At 67.5% G+C, this 15539-nt stretch carries 14 protein-coding genes; 8 read left to right on the forward strand and 6 right to left on the reverse strand.

Annotated features, from left to right (window positions below):
* Positions 1 to 113 precede the first annotated feature (113 nt).
* From C8C99_RS16080 to C8C99_RS16095, 4 genes are all read right to left on the reverse strand, one after another.
* Positions 114 to 1103, reverse strand: a complete 990-nt coding sequence (locus C8C99_RS16080; RefSeq protein ID WP_108626292.1) for a Bug family tripartite tricarboxylate transporter substrate binding protein — start codon at positions 1101 to 1103, stop codon at positions 114 to 116.
* 102 nt (positions 1104 to 1205) lie between these two features.
* Complete coding sequence (locus C8C99_RS16085; RefSeq protein ID WP_108626293.1) at positions 1206 to 1970, reverse strand: SDR family NAD(P)-dependent oxidoreductase; 765 nt, start codon at positions 1968 to 1970, stop codon at positions 1206 to 1208.
* A gap of 29 nt (positions 1971 to 1999) precedes the next feature.
* The gene (locus C8C99_RS16090) at positions 2000 to 3877 is read right to left on the reverse strand and encodes a feruloyl-CoA synthase (protein ID WP_108626294.1); all 1878 of its coding nucleotides are present in this window, start codon (positions 3875 to 3877) and stop codon (positions 2000 to 2002) included.
* 40 nt (positions 3878 to 3917) lie between these two features.
* Positions 3918 to 4700 (reverse strand): crotonase/enoyl-CoA hydratase family protein, encoded by a 783-nt coding sequence (locus C8C99_RS16095; protein WP_108626295.1) that lies wholly within the window; start codon positions 4698 to 4700, stop codon positions 3918 to 3920.
* 160 nt (positions 4701 to 4860) lie between these two features.
* Between C8C99_RS16095 and C8C99_RS16100 the strand changes: the two genes are divergently transcribed.
* Positions 4861 to 5748, forward strand: coding sequence for an amidohydrolase family protein (locus C8C99_RS16100; protein ID WP_108626296.1), 888 nt, complete (start codon positions 4861 to 4863; stop codon positions 5746 to 5748).
* A gap of 28 nt (positions 5749 to 5776) precedes the next feature.
* On the opposite strand, the gene C8C99_RS16105 is transcribed toward C8C99_RS16100, so the two are convergent.
* Together C8C99_RS16105 and C8C99_RS16110 are read right to left on the reverse strand one after the other, a co-directional pair.
* On the reverse strand, positions 5777 to 6274 hold the full coding sequence (locus C8C99_RS16105) for a MarR family winged helix-turn-helix transcriptional regulator (protein ID WP_108626297.1): 498 nt from the start codon (positions 6272 to 6274) through the stop codon (positions 5777 to 5779).
* Between the two features lie 183 nt (positions 6275 to 6457).
* Positions 6458 to 8002 carry a YifB family Mg chelatase-like AAA ATPase gene (locus C8C99_RS16110; protein WP_108626298.1) on the reverse strand — a complete coding sequence of 515 codons (1545 nt, stop codon included), beginning with the start codon at positions 8000 to 8002 and terminating at the stop codon, positions 6458 to 6460.
* Positions 8003 to 8216: 214 nt separating this feature from the next.
* Here C8C99_RS16110 and C8C99_RS16115 point away from each other — a divergent pair, with 214 nt between their 5' ends.
* The 7 genes from C8C99_RS16115 (at position 8217) to C8C99_RS16145 (ending at position 15531) form a co-directional block, all read left to right on the forward strand.
* The gene (locus tag C8C99_RS16115) at positions 8217 to 8927 is read left to right on the forward strand and encodes a TorF family putative porin (RefSeq protein ID WP_108626299.1); all 711 of its coding nucleotides are present in this window, start codon (positions 8217 to 8219) and stop codon (positions 8925 to 8927) included.
* Between the two features lie 43 nt (positions 8928 to 8970).
* Complete coding sequence (glnK, locus tag C8C99_RS16120) at positions 8971 to 9309, forward strand: P-II family nitrogen regulator (RefSeq protein WP_015012094.1); 339 nt, start codon at positions 8971 to 8973, stop codon at positions 9307 to 9309.
* A gap of 36 nt (positions 9310 to 9345) precedes the next feature.
* Positions 9346 to 10893 (forward strand): ammonium transporter, encoded by a 1548-nt coding sequence (amt, locus tag C8C99_RS16125; protein WP_108626300.1) that lies wholly within the window; start codon positions 9346 to 9348, stop codon positions 10891 to 10893.
* A gap of 268 nt (positions 10894 to 11161) precedes the next feature.
* A complete protein-coding gene (gene glcE / locus C8C99_RS16130; protein WP_108627207.1) occupies positions 11162 to 12301 on the forward strand; it encodes a glycolate oxidase subunit GlcE in 1140 nt (379 codons plus the stop codon).
* 41 nt (positions 12302 to 12342) lie between these two features.
* Positions 12343 to 13164 (forward strand): YoaK family protein, encoded by an 822-nt coding sequence (locus tag C8C99_RS16135; RefSeq protein ID WP_108626301.1) that lies wholly within the window; start codon positions 12343 to 12345, stop codon positions 13162 to 13164.
* A 45-nt stretch (positions 13165 to 13209) separates the two neighbouring features.
* A complete protein-coding gene (gene glcF / locus C8C99_RS16140; RefSeq protein WP_056643173.1) occupies positions 13210 to 14463 on the forward strand; it encodes a glycolate oxidase subunit GlcF in 1254 nt (417 codons plus the stop codon).
* Between the two features lie 129 nt (positions 14464 to 14592).
* Positions 14593 to 15531: a ProQ/FINO family protein gene (locus C8C99_RS16145; protein ID WP_233247247.1), complete on the forward strand. Its 939-nt coding sequence runs from the start codon at positions 14593 to 14595 to the stop codon at positions 15529 to 15531.
* The last annotated feature ends 8 nt before the right edge of the window (positions 15532 to 15539 follow it).

A 15539-nucleotide genomic window follows, 5' to 3' on the forward strand; every position in this document is an offset into this window, starting at 1 on the left:
CTTATTAGTAGCTGTCTGCGCTTGTTGAATGGGCGCTAGCGGCTGTTTTCTTGTATTTTTTGCCATGCGGCAGCCCGGACTGGGGTCAGTCCGGACCTGCGGCGCAGGAGGGATCAGGACTCTGCGGTGAAGCCGATCTTCTTGATCAGCGGGCCCCAGCTGTCGTACTCGGCCTTTTGCCAGCGGGCCTGTTCTTCAGGGGTGGAGCCATGGGGCATCAGGCCCACGATGGCCAGGCTGTCGATGACCGACTTTTCCTTCAGCGCAGCGTTGATGGCAGCGTTGGCAGCAGCAATCACCGGCTTGGGCGTGGCGGCCGGGGCGTAGAAGCCAAACCATTCTTCGGTGGTCAGCTCAGGGAAGCCTTGCTCGGCAAACGTGGGCACGTCGGGCACGTACTGCGAGCGCTTGGGGCCCGAGGTGGCCAGGATGCGCAGCTTGCCCGCCTTGTAGTTGGCGATGAAGTCACCGTGCGGCGTGAACATGGCCGCCACCTGGCCGCCCACCACGTCCGTCACGCCGGGAATGGAGCCGCGGTAGGGCACGTGGCGCAGGTCCACGCCGCTGTTGATGCCCAGCAGCGCGCCCAGGAAGTGGGGAGTGGAGCCTGCACCGGGCGAGCCGTAGCTGGCGTCCTTGGGGTTGGCCTTGGCCCAGGCCAGGAAGTCCTTCACCGTCTTGACGCTGGCGGGCACCATGGGGCCCACGGCCAGGCCGTGGTGCATGATGGCTGCGATCGACACAGGCGCGAAGTCCTTGTCGGAGTAGTTCATCTTGCTGTAGATGTGCGGGTAGTTGGCGAGGGCCGACACCTGCGCCACGGCCAGCACCGAGCCGTCAGCGGGCGCTGCCTTGAGCGTCTCCAGCGCAATGCGGCCGCCTGCGCCGGGCTTGTTTTCCACCACGCCAGGGTTCTTGCTGAACGCGCTGCCAGCCCATTTCTCGGCCACGCGGCGGGCCACGGTGTCGCCCGAGCTGCCGGCGGGGAAGCCGAAGTACACCTTCACCTGGTCCACCTGGGCATGGGCGGCAAAGGGGTGGAAGGCGCCCAGCGCGGCGCTGGCGCCAAGGGCCTGAACAAATTGACGGCGGGTGGTGGTCATGCTGATGTCTCCTGGTGTGTGTCTGACGGAAATCTCGGGGGTCAAGCTGGGGCGCTTGCGCGCCCTCTTGTTATTTGTTGGTTGAAGTGGTGCGCTCGTTGTTTACCGGGGCGCCATGCGCAGGGCTCCGTCCAGGCGAATGACTTCGCCGTTCAGGTGGCCGTTGGTCACGATATGGCAAGCCAGCTCGGCAAACTCTTCGGGTTTGCCCAGGCGTGGCGGGAAGGGGATGCTGGCCGCCAGCGACTCTTGCACGGACTCGGGCAGCTCCTTCATCAGCGGCGTGGCAAACAGGCCGGGCGCCACGGTGCACACGCGGATGGCGTGCTGCGCCAGGTCGCGCGCCATGGGCAGCGTCATGCCGGCCAGGCCCGCCTTGGAGGCGCTGTAGGCTTGCTGGCCCACCTGGCCGTCAAAGGCGGCCACCGATGCGGTGAACATCATCACGCCGCGCTCGCCGTTGTCCAGCGTGGGCAGCTTGCTGCAGGCGGCGGCAAACAGGCGGCTCACGTTGTAGCTGCCGATGAGGTTGATGTTGATCACGCGCACGAAGTCTTCGAGCGGTGCTGCGCTGCCGTCGCGCTGCACCACGCGCTTGGCGCTGCCGATGCCGGCCACGTTCATGAGGATGCGGGCGGGGCCATGAGCGGCGGCAGCCTTCTCCAGCGCAGCGGTCACGCTGGCGGCGTCAGTGATGTCGCAGGGGCAGGCTACGCCGCCAATTTCAGCGGCAACTTTTTCGGCCAGCTCGGCATTGCGGTCGAGCACGGCCACCTTGGCGCCCAGGCGGGCCAGTTCGCGTGCGGTGGCCTCGCCAAGGCCCGATGCGCCGCCGGTCACGAGGGCGGCTTGTCCTTGAATCTGCATGGTGGGTCTGTCCTGTTCGGGGTGGGGTTTCAGGCGCCGGGCTTGAGGATGCCCGGTGCCGTGTCGTCGTGCAAGGCCGTGACCAGCGCATCGCGGTGCTTGAGCACGGCGCGCTGGTTGACGGAGCCCTTGTCGGTGATCTCGCCCAGGTCGATGGAAGGCGGCTCGGCCATCAGCAGCGCACGGGCCACGCGGCTGGCGCTGCCCGTGGCTTCGCGGGCCAGCCCGTCCAGCACGGCTTCGATGCGCTGGCGCACGGCGGGGTGGGCCACCACATCGGCCCCGGGGGCGTCCGGGCCCAGGCCGGCGACTTCGCGGCAGGCGGGGGAGGGGAACAGCAGGGCGCCGACTTCCTTCATGTTCAGGCCGGTGAGCACCACGTCCTGGATGTAGGGCGCGCCCGCCACAATGATCTTGGCGCGCATGGGGCCCACGCTCACAAAGGTGCCGGTGGAGAGCTTGAAGTCTTCGGCAATGCGGCCGTCAAACGCCAGACCCCGGTGGATGTTGTCCTCGTCGATCCATTTCACCGCGTCGCCGGTGCACAGGTAGCCTTCGTCATCGAACGCATCGCGCGTGGCGGCGTCGGAGCGCCAGTAGCCGGGCGTGACGTTGGGGCCACGGTAGCGCACCTCGGTCTTGCCATCCACCTCCACCAGCTTGAGCACCATGCCGGGCACGGGCGCGCCAATGTGGCCCGAGCGCACGTCGGGGCTGTTGCAGAACATGGCCGAGGGAGCGGATTCGGTCATGCCCAGGCCCGTGCACATCACGATGCGCTCGCCAATGGCGGCCTCTTGCGTAGCGTGCAGGCTGTCCCACACAGGCTGGGCGAGGCCGGCGCCCGAGTAGAAGAACAGGCGCACGCGTGACAGCAGGTTGGCGCGCAGCTGGGCGTCGGTCTTCATGGCCTCGGCAATCATTTCAAAGCCGGTGGGCACGTTGAAGTACACCGTGGGGGCGATCTCGCGCAGGTTGCGCAAGGTCTCGCCAATCAGTGCGGCCGTGGGCTTGCCGTCGTCGATGTACAGCGTGCCGCCATGCATCATCGTGAGGCCGAAATTGTGGTTGCTGCCGAAGGTGTGGTTCCACGGCAGCCAGTCCACCAGCACGGGCGAGGCCTCGGCCAGCACGGGCAGCGACAGCGAGATCTGCTGCAGGTTGGCGCACCACATGCGCTGGGTGTTGATGACCGGCTTGGGCATCTTGGTGGAGCCGCTGGTGAACAGGAACTTCACGATGGTGCCGGGGCCGGTGGCGTGCATGGCCGCGTCCACCGCCGGGGTGGCGGGGGTGTGGCGCAGGTTCTGGAACGTGCCGGCCTTGCGGCCCTCCAGCGCGCCCTGGGCCAGGATCACTTCGACATCGGCCGCCACGGTGGCCGCGATGGCCTTGCCGTAGCGCGCGCCGTCGGCGGCAAAGACCAGGCCGGGGGTGAGGGTGTCGATGACGTGGCGCAGCTTGTCGTAGTCCTGGCTCACGGTGGCGTAGGCGGGCGACACGGGGCAGTAGGGCACGCCGGCGTAGATGCAGCCCAGCGCCAGCAGCGCGTGCTCAATCGTGTTTTCGCTGAGCACCACCACCGGGCGCTCGGCGTTCAGGCCCCGGTCCAGCAGGGCCTGGCCGATGCTGCGCGCGGCGTCGAGCGCTTGGGCGTAGCTCACATGCTGCCATTCACCCGTCTTGCCACCGGGCAGTTGCTCGCGGCGCGCCAGAAAGCTGTGGTCGGGCGTGGTCTCGGCCCAGTGCACCAGGTAGTCCGTCACGCGGCGGGCAAAGGCGCCCAGGGGCAGGTCCGCCTGCAGGTAACGCACGCCCGGGGCACCTTCACGCAGGCTGACGCGGGTCACGCCGAAGGTCACGGGGCGGTAGCGGGCCGGGGCGAGGGGGGTGGAGAGGTCGCTCATAGGGGGTTCCAGCAGGGGCAAGGGGTGACTGGGGGCGGGCTCAGTCCTTGCGGACCTTGGCGGCGCGGCCTTCCAGGAAGTCGGCGAGGCGGGACTTGGCTTCGGGTGCGCTCTGGGCGATGGCGGCCATCATGGCTTCGGTGAAGAAGCCTTGGTCGGCGGGCTGCTCGGCAATGCGGGGCAGGGCGTGCATCAACGCGTAGTTGGTCAGCGGGGCGTTCTGCGCCACGCGCACGGCCAGCTCGAAGGCCTTGGCAAAGGCCTGGCCTTCGGGCACGAGGTATTGGGCAAAGCCGACTTTTTCGCCGTCCTGCGCGTTGTAGACGCGGCCGGTGAGCATCATGTCCGTCATGCGTGCAGCGCCGATGAGCTTGGGGATGCGCACCGCGCCGCCGCCGCCCACGAAGATGCCACGCGAGCCCTCGGGCAGCGCGTAGAAGGTGGATTCGTCGGCCACGCGGATGTGGCAGGCGCTGGCCAGCTCTAGCCCGCCGCCCACCACGGCGCCATGCAGCGCAGCGATGACCGGCACGGGGCCGTACTGCACACGTTCCAGCGCGGCGTGCCACATGCGCGAGTGGTGCAGGCCTTGGCCGGCGTCGCGCTCTTTCAGCTCCGACAGGTCCAGTCCAGCGCAGAAATGGGGGCCGTCGCCATCAATGACAGCGGCGCGCACGGTGCTGGGCATTTTCTCGAACAGGTCGCGCAGCGCGAGGATCAGGCCGTCGTTCAGCGCGTTGCGCTTGGCCGCGCGGGTCAGGCGGATCACGGCCACTTCCTGGTGGTCGCCGCGCAGCTCGAAATGGATGTCTGGATGGGTCATAGAGGCTTTCGTGTTGGTTGAATTGTGGTTATAGTTCATAATCAATTCAAGCAAGCCAAGCCCGTTTTTTATTGGTGTTTACCCTTGATCTGTGTCATGCCTCGTGGCGCATGCTGGGGACCTGACACCGCACCGGCGGGCGCTAACCCAGGAGACACGCATGGACCACGCCAATCTGATCGCCATCGACATCCACACCCACGCCGAGGTGAGCTGCTGGAACCCCTTTGACAACTACGGTGAGGAGTACGACCGCGCTGCGGACAAGTACTTCAAGAACGGCCGCCGCCCCACCATTGCGGAGACGGTGGCTTACTACCGAGAGCAGAAGATTGGCCTGGTGATGTTCACGGTGGACGCAGAGTCCAAGATGGGCCGCCGCCGCATCCCCAACGAAGAGATCGCCGAGGCCGCCAAGGCCAACAGCGACATGATGACGGCCTTCGCCAGCATCGACCCGCACAAGGGCAAGATGGGCGCGCGTGAAGCCCGCCGCCTGATCGAGGAGTTCGGCATCAAGGGCTTCAAGTTCCACCCCACGGTGCAGGCCTACCACCCCTACGACAAGATGGCCTGGCCCATCTACGAGGTGATTGCCGAATACGGCATGCCGGCCATCTTCCACACCGGCCACAGCGGCATTGGCAGCGGCATGCGCTGCGGTGGCGGCCTGCGGCTGGAGTACAGCAACCCCATGCACTTGGACGATGTGGCCATCGACTTCCCCGACATGCAGATCGTGATGGCTCACCCCAGCTTTCCGTGGCAGGACGAGGCGCTTTCGGTTGCCACGCACAAGCCCAATGTGTGGATCGACCTGTCGGGCTGGAGCCCCAAGTATTTTCCGAAGCAGCTGGTGCAGTACGCCAACACGCTGCTGAAGGACCGCGTGCTGTTCGGCAGCGACTACCCGCTGATCACGCCCGAGCGCTGGATGAAGGACTTCCAGGAAGCGGGCTTCAAGCCCGAGGTGATGCCCGGCATCCTGAAGGGCAACGCTGTGCGCTTGCTGGGGCTGGACAAGGCCCAGGCTGCGCCGGCCGCCTGACGCACCGCAGCGGGCGGTGGCTGCCCGCTCAGTCGTAGACTTTTTGCAGCAGCCGAATCAGTGTCTTGCGCTCGGCCGTCGTCAAGCGGTTGGTGGCGTCTTCTTCCAGTTGCGCGGCCGTCTGCTCGGCCTGCGCGGTCAATTCCACCCCGGCGGGCGTCAGGTGCACGCCCATGGCACGCCCGTCGCTGGGGTGTGGGCGGCGCTCGATCAGGCCGCGCCGCTCCAGCGCCGCAATCAAGCCCACCATGTTGGGCGGCAGCACGCTGAGCGTGGCGCACAGCTGGCGCGAGGTGATACCCGGGTTGTGCGCCACCAGCGACAGCACCGAGAAATCCACCACCTTCAGGTCGTACACGGCCATGCGTTCCATGAACACGGCAATGATGGACAGCGCCGCGCGACGCGTGTTGTAGCCCACCAGCGTGCGCAAAAAGCCGGTGTCCACGGGCTCGCTGGCTGGCGCTGCAGTGTCTGCGGGGGCGGGAACCGAGGGGGATTTCTTGGAGGAACGGACGCTGGACATGGGGGGAGATTGTGCCGGGCGCCCGGGCCCCCGCGACCGGCCCGCAGTGCCCGCTAGGTGCTGCGGCGCCTCTTTTTGATCGAAATCAGCCGCATGCGCTAGTGAAACATGCGCTAGGTGCTATCAATTTGATATCTGCCCGCACCACCGCTCCGGTTGGGCGTGCCGCGCCGCCCGCGCCGCTCATGCCGGGCTACGCAGTACGCGGCGGTATTGCACGGCCTCGGCTACGTGGCTGACCTCGGTGGTGGGCGCGCCCGCGAGGTCGGCGATGGTGCGCGCCACCTTCAGCGCCCGGTGCGTGCTGCGGGCCGACCAGCCCAGGCGCGCGGCAGCGGTGTTGAGGAACTTGGCAGCCGCATCATCCAGGTGCAGGTGGGCGTCGATGGCCTGGCCCTGCAGCGCCTGGTTGGTACAGCCCTGGCGTGCCAGGGCCAGGGCGCGGGCCTGCTCCACCCGGGCGCGGATGCTGGCGGTGGATTCGCCCGCAGCCGCCTGCACCAGCTGCTCGGCGGGCAGGGCGGGCACCTCCACATGCAGGTCGATGCGGTCCAGCAGCGGGCCGCTGAGCTTGGCCTGGTAGCGGTGCACCTGGTCGGGTGTGCAGCGGCAGGCGCGCTGGGTAGAGCCCAGAAAGCCGCAGGGGCAAGGGTTCATGGCCGCAATCATCTGGAACCGGGCCGGAAACTCCGCGCGTTGCGCCGCCCGGGCGATGGTGATGTGGCCGGTCTCCAGCGGCTCGCGCAGGGCCTCCAGCGCAGCGCGCGGGAATTCGGGGAGTTCATCGAGGAAGAGCACGCCCTGGTGGGCCAGCGAAATCTCGCCCGGTCGGGGTGGCGAGCCACCGCCCACCAGCGCCACCGCGCTGGCCGTGTGGTGGGGCTGGCCCGTGGGGCGCACGCCAAAAGCCTCGGGCCTGAAGCGGCCTGCCAGGCTGGCAATGGCGGCGCTTTCTAGCGCTTCGTCCACCGTCATCGCAGGCAGCAGCCCGGCAAAACGCTGCGCCAGCATCGACTTGCCCGAGCCGGGAGGCCCGGCCATCAGCACGCTGTGGCCGCCGGCCGCTGCAATCTCCAGCGCGCGCTTGGCACCGGCCTGGCCCTTCACATCGGCCATGTCGGGCCCGGTGGTGCTGGCGGCGAGCGCGGTGGCCTGCAGGCGCGTCCAGCCGTCGTTGGCCACGTCGGCATCGCCACCGGCCGTGCTGCCGGGTGGCAGGAACGCCCGTACCACGTCCAGCAGGTGGTGGGCGCGCACCACGCGTGCGGCGGGCACCAGGGCGGCTTCTTCGGCGCTGCCGGGGGGCAGCACCAGCTGGGCGTCGATCTGCTGCGTCTGCAGCGCCAGGCTGGTGGCCAGCGCACCGCGCACGGGGCGCAGTTCGCCCGACAGCGACAGCTCGCCCGCAAACTCGTAACCCGCCAGGCGGCTGGCGTCCACCTGCCCGCTGGCGGCGAGGATGCCCAGGGCGATGGGCAAGTCGAAGCGGCCTGAGTCCTTGGGCAGATCGGCGGGGGCCAGGTTGACGGTGATGCGCTTGTTCGATGGGAACTCCAGCCCCGCGTTCTGCAGCGCCGAGCGCACGCGTTCGCGGGCTTCTTTCACCTCCACCTCGGCCAGCCCGACCAGCGTGAAGCTGGGCAAACCGTTGGCCAGATGCACTTCGACGGTGACTGCAGGCGCCTGCAGCCCCAGAAGGGCGCGGCTTTGCACCAAAGCAAGACTCATGAAGCGATTTCTCCCCAGATGGGTGCGTTTTGTAGGTTTTTAGCGCGGCCTGCGGGGCGTCTGCACCAGTTGAGTGCGATGCGCCGACCGCGTTCACCGCCACTGTACTGGGGATTGTTGTAACGCGACGCAACCGTGCGGCCCGTCATGCACCTTGGTGTGGCACGGTCCGTGCTTAAAGCGCTTGTCCCTACTTTGTCCAACCGGAGGAAACATGACCCGCGCCATCATCAAGACCCTGGGCGTTGCCCTTGTTGCAACCCTTCCCATGCTGGCCAGCGCCCAGCTCACCGCCAACGTCAGCCTGACCACGAACTACAAGTTCCGCGGCCAGGACCAGGACACTTCCAAGGTCAAGACCGTCAAGCCCGCACTGCAAGGCGGCTTTGACTACGCCTTCGGCGAGACCGGTTTCTACGTGGGCAACTGGAACTCCAGCGTGGACTGGCTGTCCGGCAACTCGCTCGAATCCGACCTGTACGGCGGCTACAAGTTCAAGGCCGGTGACGTGGACCTGGACGTGGGCCTGCTGACCTACATCTACCCCGGCAACAGCGCTGGCAACACCACCGAAGTCTATGGCGCAGCCACCTTCGGCCCCGTGACGGCCAAGTACTCGCACACCCTGTCCAAGGACTACTTCGCCTACGCCGGTCCTGGCATGAAGGGCCGCAACACCGGCTACCTGAACCTGGCGTTTGCCCAGGAAGTGGCCCCCAGCACCACGCTGAAGGCTTCGGTCGGTTTCACCCGCTTTGGTGGTGACATCACGGCCCCCAACTTCATGGACTACAGCCTGGGCGGCGCGTACGACTTCGGCGGCGGCGTGTCCCTCGGCGCTGCCGTGGTCGGCGCCACCAAGAAGGCCTTCTACGGCCCGGTCAACAAGTCGCGCGTGATCGTCACGCTCACCAAAACCCTGTAAGTCTCAATGGGCGCCGGTGGCGCCCATTCCGGAGGATCTGAAAATGAAAATGGTGACAGCCATCATCAAGCCCTTCAAGCTCGACGAAGTGCGCGAAGCGCTCTCCGACATCGGCGTGCAAGGCATCACGGTGACCGAAGTCAAAGGCTTTGGCCGCCAAAAGGGCCACACCGAGCTGTACCGCGGTGCAGAGTACGTGGTGGACTTTCTCCCCAAGGTCAAGATCGAGGCCGCCGTGGCCGACGACCTGGTGGACCGCGTGATCGAGTCCATCGAGACCGCAGCGCGCACCGGCAAGATCGGTGACGGCAAGATTTTCGTGACCCACCTGGAGCAGGTGGTGCGCATCCGCACTGGCGAAACCGGCAAGGAAGCCCTGTAAGGGCGAGGCCGCATCCCATCCAAGAAGAGAAACGCCATGAAAAAACTGCTTGCTTCCTTCATTCTGGGGCTGAGTCTGCTGTCCGGCGGATCGGCCGTCCTCGCCCAGGCGCCAGCCACGGCAGAGGCCTCGGCACCTGCTGCGGCTGCACCCGCTGCTGAGGCCGCCGCACCGGCTGCTGCTGCCGCCGCACCGGCTGCTGCTGCCGCCGCTGCGCCTGCAGCGCCCGCCGCAGAAGCGCCTGCTCCCGTGCCCAACAAGGGCGACACCGCCTGGATGATGACTTCCACCATCCTCGTGATCCTGATGGTCCTGCCTGGCCTGGCACTGTTCTACGGCGGCCTCGTGCGCAGCAAGAACATGCTGTCCGTCCTCATGCAGGTCATGGTCACGTTCTCGCTGATCGTGGTGCTGTGGTTCATCTACGGCTACAGCCTGGCCTTCACCGAAGGCGGTGCCTTCATCGGTGGGTTTGACCGGCTGTTCATGAAGGGCATCTGGGACAACGCGGCGGGCACGTTTGCCAACGCCGCCACGTTCAGCAAGGGTGTCGTGATTCCGGAAGTGGTGTTCGCCGCCTTCCAGGCCACGTTCGCCGGTATCACCTGCGCACTGATCGTCGGTGCGTTCGCCGAGCGCATCAAGTTCAGCGCCGTCATGCTGTTCATGGTCCTGTGGTTCACCTTCAGCTACCTGCCGATCGCCCACATGGTGTGGTTCTGGATGGGTCCTGATGCCTACGCCTCCAAGGAAGTGGCTGACGCCATGACCAGCAAGGCCGGCCAGATCTGGCAGTGGGGTGCTCTGGACTTCGCTGGCGGTACCGTGGTGCACATCAACGCCGCTGTGGCGGGCCTGGTGGGCGCGTTCATGGTGGGCAAGCGCATTGGCTACGGCAAGGAAGCCATGGCGCCTCACAGCCTGACGCTGACCATGGTCGGTGCCTCGCTGCTGTGGGTGGGCTGGTTCGGCTTCAACGCCGGCTCTGCCCTGGAAGCCAACGGCTTCGCTGCCCTGGCCTTCATCAACACGCTGGTGGCCACTGCCGCTGCCGTGCTGGCATGGTGCATGGGTGAAGCGCTGATGCGTGGCAAGGCTTCGATGCTGGGTGCAGCGTCGGGTGCCGTGGCTGGCCTCGTGGCCATCACGCCCGCTGCCGGCAACGTCGGTATCGGCGGTGCGCTGGTGATCGGTCTGGTGGGTGGTTTTGCCTGCCTGTGGGGTGTCAACGGCCTCAAGAAGCTGCTGGGTGCAGACGACTCGCTCGACGTGTTCGGCGTGCACGGCATCGGCGGTATCGTGGGTGCACTGCTGACCGGCGTGTTCAACTCCCCCAGCCTGGGCGGCCCCGGCTTCGTGGCGGACTGGGTGACGGCCACCGGCGTGACGGCTGCCGACTACTCCATCGCTGCCCAGGTGTGGACACAGGCCAAGGCCGTGCTGCTGACCATCGTGTGGTCGGGCGTGGTGTCCTTCGTGGCTTACAAGGTGGTTGACCTGACGGTGGGCCTGCGTGTCTCGGAAGAAGACGAACGCGAAGGCCTGGACATCACCTCGCACGGCGAAACGGCGTACAACCGCTGATCGTCCTGCGCCCTACGCGCTGCGGTGTCTGGTGGCACCGCAGCGTTGCCATAAGAACAAGCGCGTTACTCCTCTGGTTATTTCAGCCCGCCGACCACCGGCGGGCTTTTTTCGTACCGGTGGGTGGCGTGCTGCCGGGGCGACGACAGGCGTGAGCGGTGGTGCAGAGGCTGCCTGGGGCGTGCGCCAGTCCTTTGCACACCCGCTGTTCAAAAAATTCACGCTCCTCCCAAGCCGTGCGGCCGACCGCTGCCGCTACGATGCACGGATGGACTTTTCCCTCGCCCCGATCACTGAGCGCGTGCGCGCCGCCGCCGCCGACCAGACCCCGTTGCGCATCCGTGGCGGGGGCACCAAGGACTTCCATGGCCTGGCGCTGCACGGCGAGGTGCTGGACACCCGGGTGCTGCGCGGCATCGTGAGCTACGAGCCCAGCGAGCTGGTCGTCACCGTGCGGGCTGGCACCCCGCTGGCCGAGTTGGAGGCCACGCTGGCCGAACAAGGCCAGTGCCTGCCGTTTGAACCCCCGCATTTCGCCAAGACCCCTGCAGACGCCGCCACCGTGGGCGGCATGGTGGCCGCTGGCCTGTCGGGCCCGGCCCGCGCCAGCGTGGGGGCCGTGCGTGACTACCTGCTGGGCGTGACGCTGCTCAACGGCAAGGCCGAGCTACTGACGTTTGGCGGCCAGGTCATGAAGAACGTGGCGGGGTACGACGTGTCGCGCCTGATGGCCGGCGCCTGGGGCACGCTGGGGCTGCTGACGGAGGTGAGCCTCAAGGTGCTGCCCGTGGCGCCCGGCGAGGCCACGCTCCGGTTCGAGGGCATCAACCAGGCCGATGCGCTGCGCAAGCTGCACGCCTGGGGCGGCCAGCCGCTGCCCCTCAACGCCAGCTGCTGGCTACAAGACGCGGCGGTGGACGAAGGCGCAGGCACCCTGTATGTGCGCCTGCGCGGCGCCGTGGCGGCGGTGGAGGCCGCGTGCAAGACCATGGGAGGCACCCGCATGGACAACGCCACCGTCGCCGCCGACTGGACCGCCTGCCGCGAGCAGACCTTGCCTTGGTTCGCAGCCCGCGCCGCGCTGCCCGGCCATGCGCTGTGGCGCCTGTCGGTGCCCGCCACGGCCCCGGTGCTGGCCCTGCCCGGCGGTGCGCAGCCGCTGGTGGAATGGCATGGCGCGCTGCGCTGGGTGCAGGCGCCCGAAGCCGCAGGCGACGCCCTGCGCGAAGCCGCCCGGGCAGTGGGTGGGAATGCTTCTGTTTTTGTAGCTGCGGAGGCAAATAAATCGGGCACTAGCGGCACTTTTGAATTGCAATCCAAGGCGCTGGAGCAAATCCATGCCCGCCTCAAGCACAGCTTTGACCCGGCGGGCATCTTCAACCCCGGCCGCATGGCGCAGGCCTGGTAGGCAAGGCGACAGCCATCATTGCCATCCACGCTTCCCTCCCCATGCGACGCCTTTTTCACCTCACCGGACACCACCGCACGGTTGCGGGCAACCAGGTGCTGGGCTTGCTGCTGGCGTTCAACGCCGGGGCGGTCAATGCGGGGGGCTTTCTGGTGGTGCACCTCTACACCTCGCACATGACGGGCTTTTTGTCCTCGCTGGCCGACAACCTGGTGCTGGGGCAGATGAAGCTGGTGCTGGGCGCCGTGGGCGCGCTGTGGGCCTTTATGTCGGGGGCGGGCACCACGGCCATCATGGTCAACTGGGCGCGCCAGCGCAAGCTGCGCAGCACCTACGCGCTGCCGCTGCTGCTGGAATCTGTGCTCATGCTGCTGTTCGGCCTGGTGGGCGCCATCACCCTCAGCTGGCCCACGCCGTTTGCGGTGCCCCTCACGGTGCTGCTGCTGTCCTTCATCATGGGGTTGCAGAACGCCACGGTGACCAAGATGTCTTCGTCCCAGATCCGTACCACCCACATGACCGGCGTGGTGACCGACCTGGGCATCGAGATGGGCAAGATGCTGTACTGGAACCGCACCGGCACCGCACCCGAGTCGCAGGTGCGCGCCAACCAGGCCCGGCTGCGTATGTTTGCCGGGCTGGTTGCCATGTTTCTGGTGGGCGGCATCGCGGGTGCAGCGGGCTTCAAGCACGTGGGGTTTGTGTTTGTGGTGCCGCTGGCGCTGGTGCTGCTGGCCCTGTCGCTGCCCCCACTGTGGGCCGACCGCGCGCGCCTGCGCCACCCGTTGCGCAAGCCCTCGGCGCCTGCCGCTCCGGGCGACCCGAGCCTGGGCCCCCCAGCGGACCCACCGGCCGCGCGCTGACGAACCCACGCCGAAATTTCTGTCTCTTCGCCCAGGCTGCTCTCCATGCAAACCCAGCTCTCTCCTGAATACCGCGCCCGCGCCGATGGCCTGGAGGCCGAATCCATCCTGCGCAAATGTGTGCACTGCGGGTTCTGCACCGCCACCTGCCCGACCTACCAACTGCTGGGCGACGAACTGGACGGCCCACGCGGCCGCATCTACCTCATCAAGCAGGTGCTCGAAGGCGAGGCCCCCACCCGCAAGACCCAGATGCACCTGGACCGGTGCCTCACCTGCCGCAATTGCGAAAGCACCTGCCCGAGCGGTGTGCAGTACGGCCATCTGGTGGACATCGGCCGCAAGATCGTCGATGAAAAAGTGCCGCGCCCCGTGGGCGAAAAGGCCCTGCGCTGGGCCCTGAAGGAGGGCCTGCCATCGTCGCTGTTTGCCCCCGCCATGAAGACCGGGCAAATGGTGCGCGGCCTGCTGCCCGAGGCGCTGAGGGCCAAGGTGCCCGCGCCCCGGGATGCCGGTGCATGGCCCACGCGCCAGCATGCGCGCAAGGTGCTCATGCTGGCGGGCTGCGTGCAGCCGGCCATGATGCCCAACATCAACACCGCCACCGCGCGCGTGCTCGACGCGGTGGGCATCCAGACCGTGATCGCATCCAAGGCCGGCTGCTGTGGCGCCGTCAAGTTTCACCTCAACGACCAGGCAGGCGGCATGGCCGAGATGCGCGCCAACATCGACGCCTGGTGGCCGCTGGTGGAGGCGGGGGGTGTCGAGGCCATCGTCATGAACGCCTCGGGCTGCGGCGTCACCGTCAAGGAATACGGCCACATCCTGAAGGACGACCCGCAGTACGCAGCCAAGGCCGAACGCATCAGCGCCCTCACGCGCGACCTGTCGGAGCTGCTGCCTGCCGTGCTGCCCGAGCTGGCCGACAAGCTGCAGGGCCGTGTGAACCAGCCGGACACCCTGTACGCCTACCACCCTCCTTGCACCCTGCAGCATGGGCAAAAGCTGCGTGGCGGTGTGGAGGCGCACCTGAATCAGCTGGGCTTCAAGCTGCACACCGCGCGCAACGATGCGCACCTGTGCTGCGGCTCGGCCGGTACGTACTCGGTGCTCAACCCGGACCTGTCCTACCAGCTGCGCGACCGCAAGCTCGGCGTGCTTGGCGAGGCGTTTGGCAACCAGCCGCCCGACATGATCCTGTCGGCCAACATCGGCTGCATCACCCACCTGCAAAGCGGCACGGGTACGCCCGTGCGACATTGGGTGGAGGTGCTGGACGAGGCGCTGCGCGTGGGTTGATGGCGCGCTGGGCGAGGCGCCGGACCCTCCCGGCGCGCGCCAGAATCAGGCCTGTTTGGTGCCCGCCGACCCAACGCTGGCATGATCGAGGGTTTTGTCGTCTCCTATTCGCCCCCGAACCGCACTGCCATGACCGACTCCGTGTCCGCACAAGAACAACCCCATACCGCACCTGTCGTGCCTGCAGCACCCCAGGCCGCGCCCGTGCCGACCGAGGCTGCTGCGGTCGCCGTGGCGGCCTCTGAACCTGCTGCGTCGGCCGAAGCCGGTGCGCCCCAGCGGCGCCAGGATGGCTCGCGTCGGGGCGGCCGCAACCGCCGCAAACCTGATGGGCGCCAGGCGCCGCAGGGCCGTGCAAACGCCGAAGGTGCAGCAGACGCTGCTGCGCCTGCTGCGCCTGCTGCGCCTGCTGCCGGCGCACCGCGCGCACCACAACGCGTGCACCCCGCGCTGGAGCAGCTGGCCGGGCTCTACCCCTCTCTGTTTGGCGCCGTGTTCCGCCCGCTCAAGCGCGGCATCTTCCAGGACCTCCTGGCGGCCCACCCAGAGTTGTTCGAGCGCGAAGCACTCAAGGTGGCGCTGGGCATCCACACCCGCTCCACGCGCTATCTGCAAAGCGTGGCGGCGGGCGACAAGCGCCACGACCTGCAAGGCCAGCCCGTGGAAGACATGGCCCCCGAGCATGTGCACCACGCGCTGCTGGAGGTGTACCGCCGCAAGAAGGCGCGCGCCACCGAAGACCTGCTGCCCAAGCTGCGCAACCGCATGATGGCCGCGTTCGAGGCCTCGGGCCTCACGCGCGAGGCCTACACCGAGCGGGTGTTGAGCCGCGACGACGCCGCCAATGCCATCCTGGAAGAAGCCTTTGCCGAATGGTCGGCCCGCAACGCCAAGGACGAGGCCCTGCTGCGTGCTTTTGAAGCCAGCGGCCAGACGCTGGAGGCCTTTGCCGACATGTACGGCCTGGTGCCCCGCACCGTGGGCCAGCAGCTGGAGCGTGCACGCCGCCTGGCAGCCGCGCGGGCTCAGTCCACGGCGGCCGCAGCGCCTTCAGACCAGGAGGGCTAAGGCCGGCT

This window comes from Acidovorax sp. 107, assembly GCF_003058055.1.
Lineage (GTDB): Bacteria > Pseudomonadota > Gammaproteobacteria > Burkholderiales > Burkholderiaceae_C > Acidovorax.

Excerpts from the sequence above, each read along its gene's own strand:
- C8C99_RS16080 (WP_108626292.1), bottom strand. The coding sequence starts at position 1,103 with ATGACCACCACCCGCCGTCAATTTGTTCAGGCCCTTGGCGCCAGCGCC.
- C8C99_RS16085 (WP_108626293.1), bottom strand. The coding sequence starts at position 1,970 with ATGCAGATTCAAGGACAAGCCGCCCTCGTGACCGGCGGCGCATCGGGC.
- C8C99_RS16090 (WP_108626294.1), bottom strand. The coding sequence starts at position 3,877 with ATGAGCGACCTCTCCACCCCCCTCGCCCCGGCCCGCTACCGCCCCGTG.
- C8C99_RS16095 (WP_108626295.1), bottom strand. The coding sequence starts at position 4,700 with ATGACCCATCCAGACATCCATTTCGAGCTGCGCGGCGACCACCAGGAA.
- C8C99_RS16100 (WP_108626296.1), top strand. The coding sequence starts at position 4,861 with ATGGACCACGCCAATCTGATCGCCATCGACATCCACACCCACGCCGAG.
- C8C99_RS16105 (WP_108626297.1), bottom strand. The coding sequence starts at position 6,274 with ATGTCCAGCGTCCGTTCCTCCAAGAAATCCCCCTCGGTTCCCGCCCCC.
- C8C99_RS16110 (WP_108626298.1), bottom strand. The coding sequence starts at position 8,002 with ATGAGTCTTGCTTTGGTGCAAAGCCGCGCCCTTCTGGGGCTGCAGGCG.
- C8C99_RS16115 (WP_108626299.1), top strand. The coding sequence starts at position 8,217 with ATGACCCGCGCCATCATCAAGACCCTGGGCGTTGCCCTTGTTGCAACC.
- glnK (WP_015012094.1), top strand. The coding sequence starts at position 8,971 with ATGAAAATGGTGACAGCCATCATCAAGCCCTTCAAGCTCGACGAAGTG.
- amt (WP_108626300.1), top strand. The coding sequence starts at position 9,346 with ATGAAAAAACTGCTTGCTTCCTTCATTCTGGGGCTGAGTCTGCTGTCC.
- glcE (WP_108627207.1), top strand. The coding sequence starts at position 11,162 with ATGGACTTTTCCCTCGCCCCGATCACTGAGCGCGTGCGCGCCGCCGCC.
- C8C99_RS16135 (WP_108626301.1), top strand. The coding sequence starts at position 12,343 with ATGCGACGCCTTTTTCACCTCACCGGACACCACCGCACGGTTGCGGGC.
- glcF (WP_056643173.1), top strand. The coding sequence starts at position 13,210 with ATGCAAACCCAGCTCTCTCCTGAATACCGCGCCCGCGCCGATGGCCTG.
- C8C99_RS16145 (WP_233247247.1), top strand. The coding sequence starts at position 14,593 with ATGACCGACTCCGTGTCCGCACAAGAACAACCCCATACCGCACCTGTC.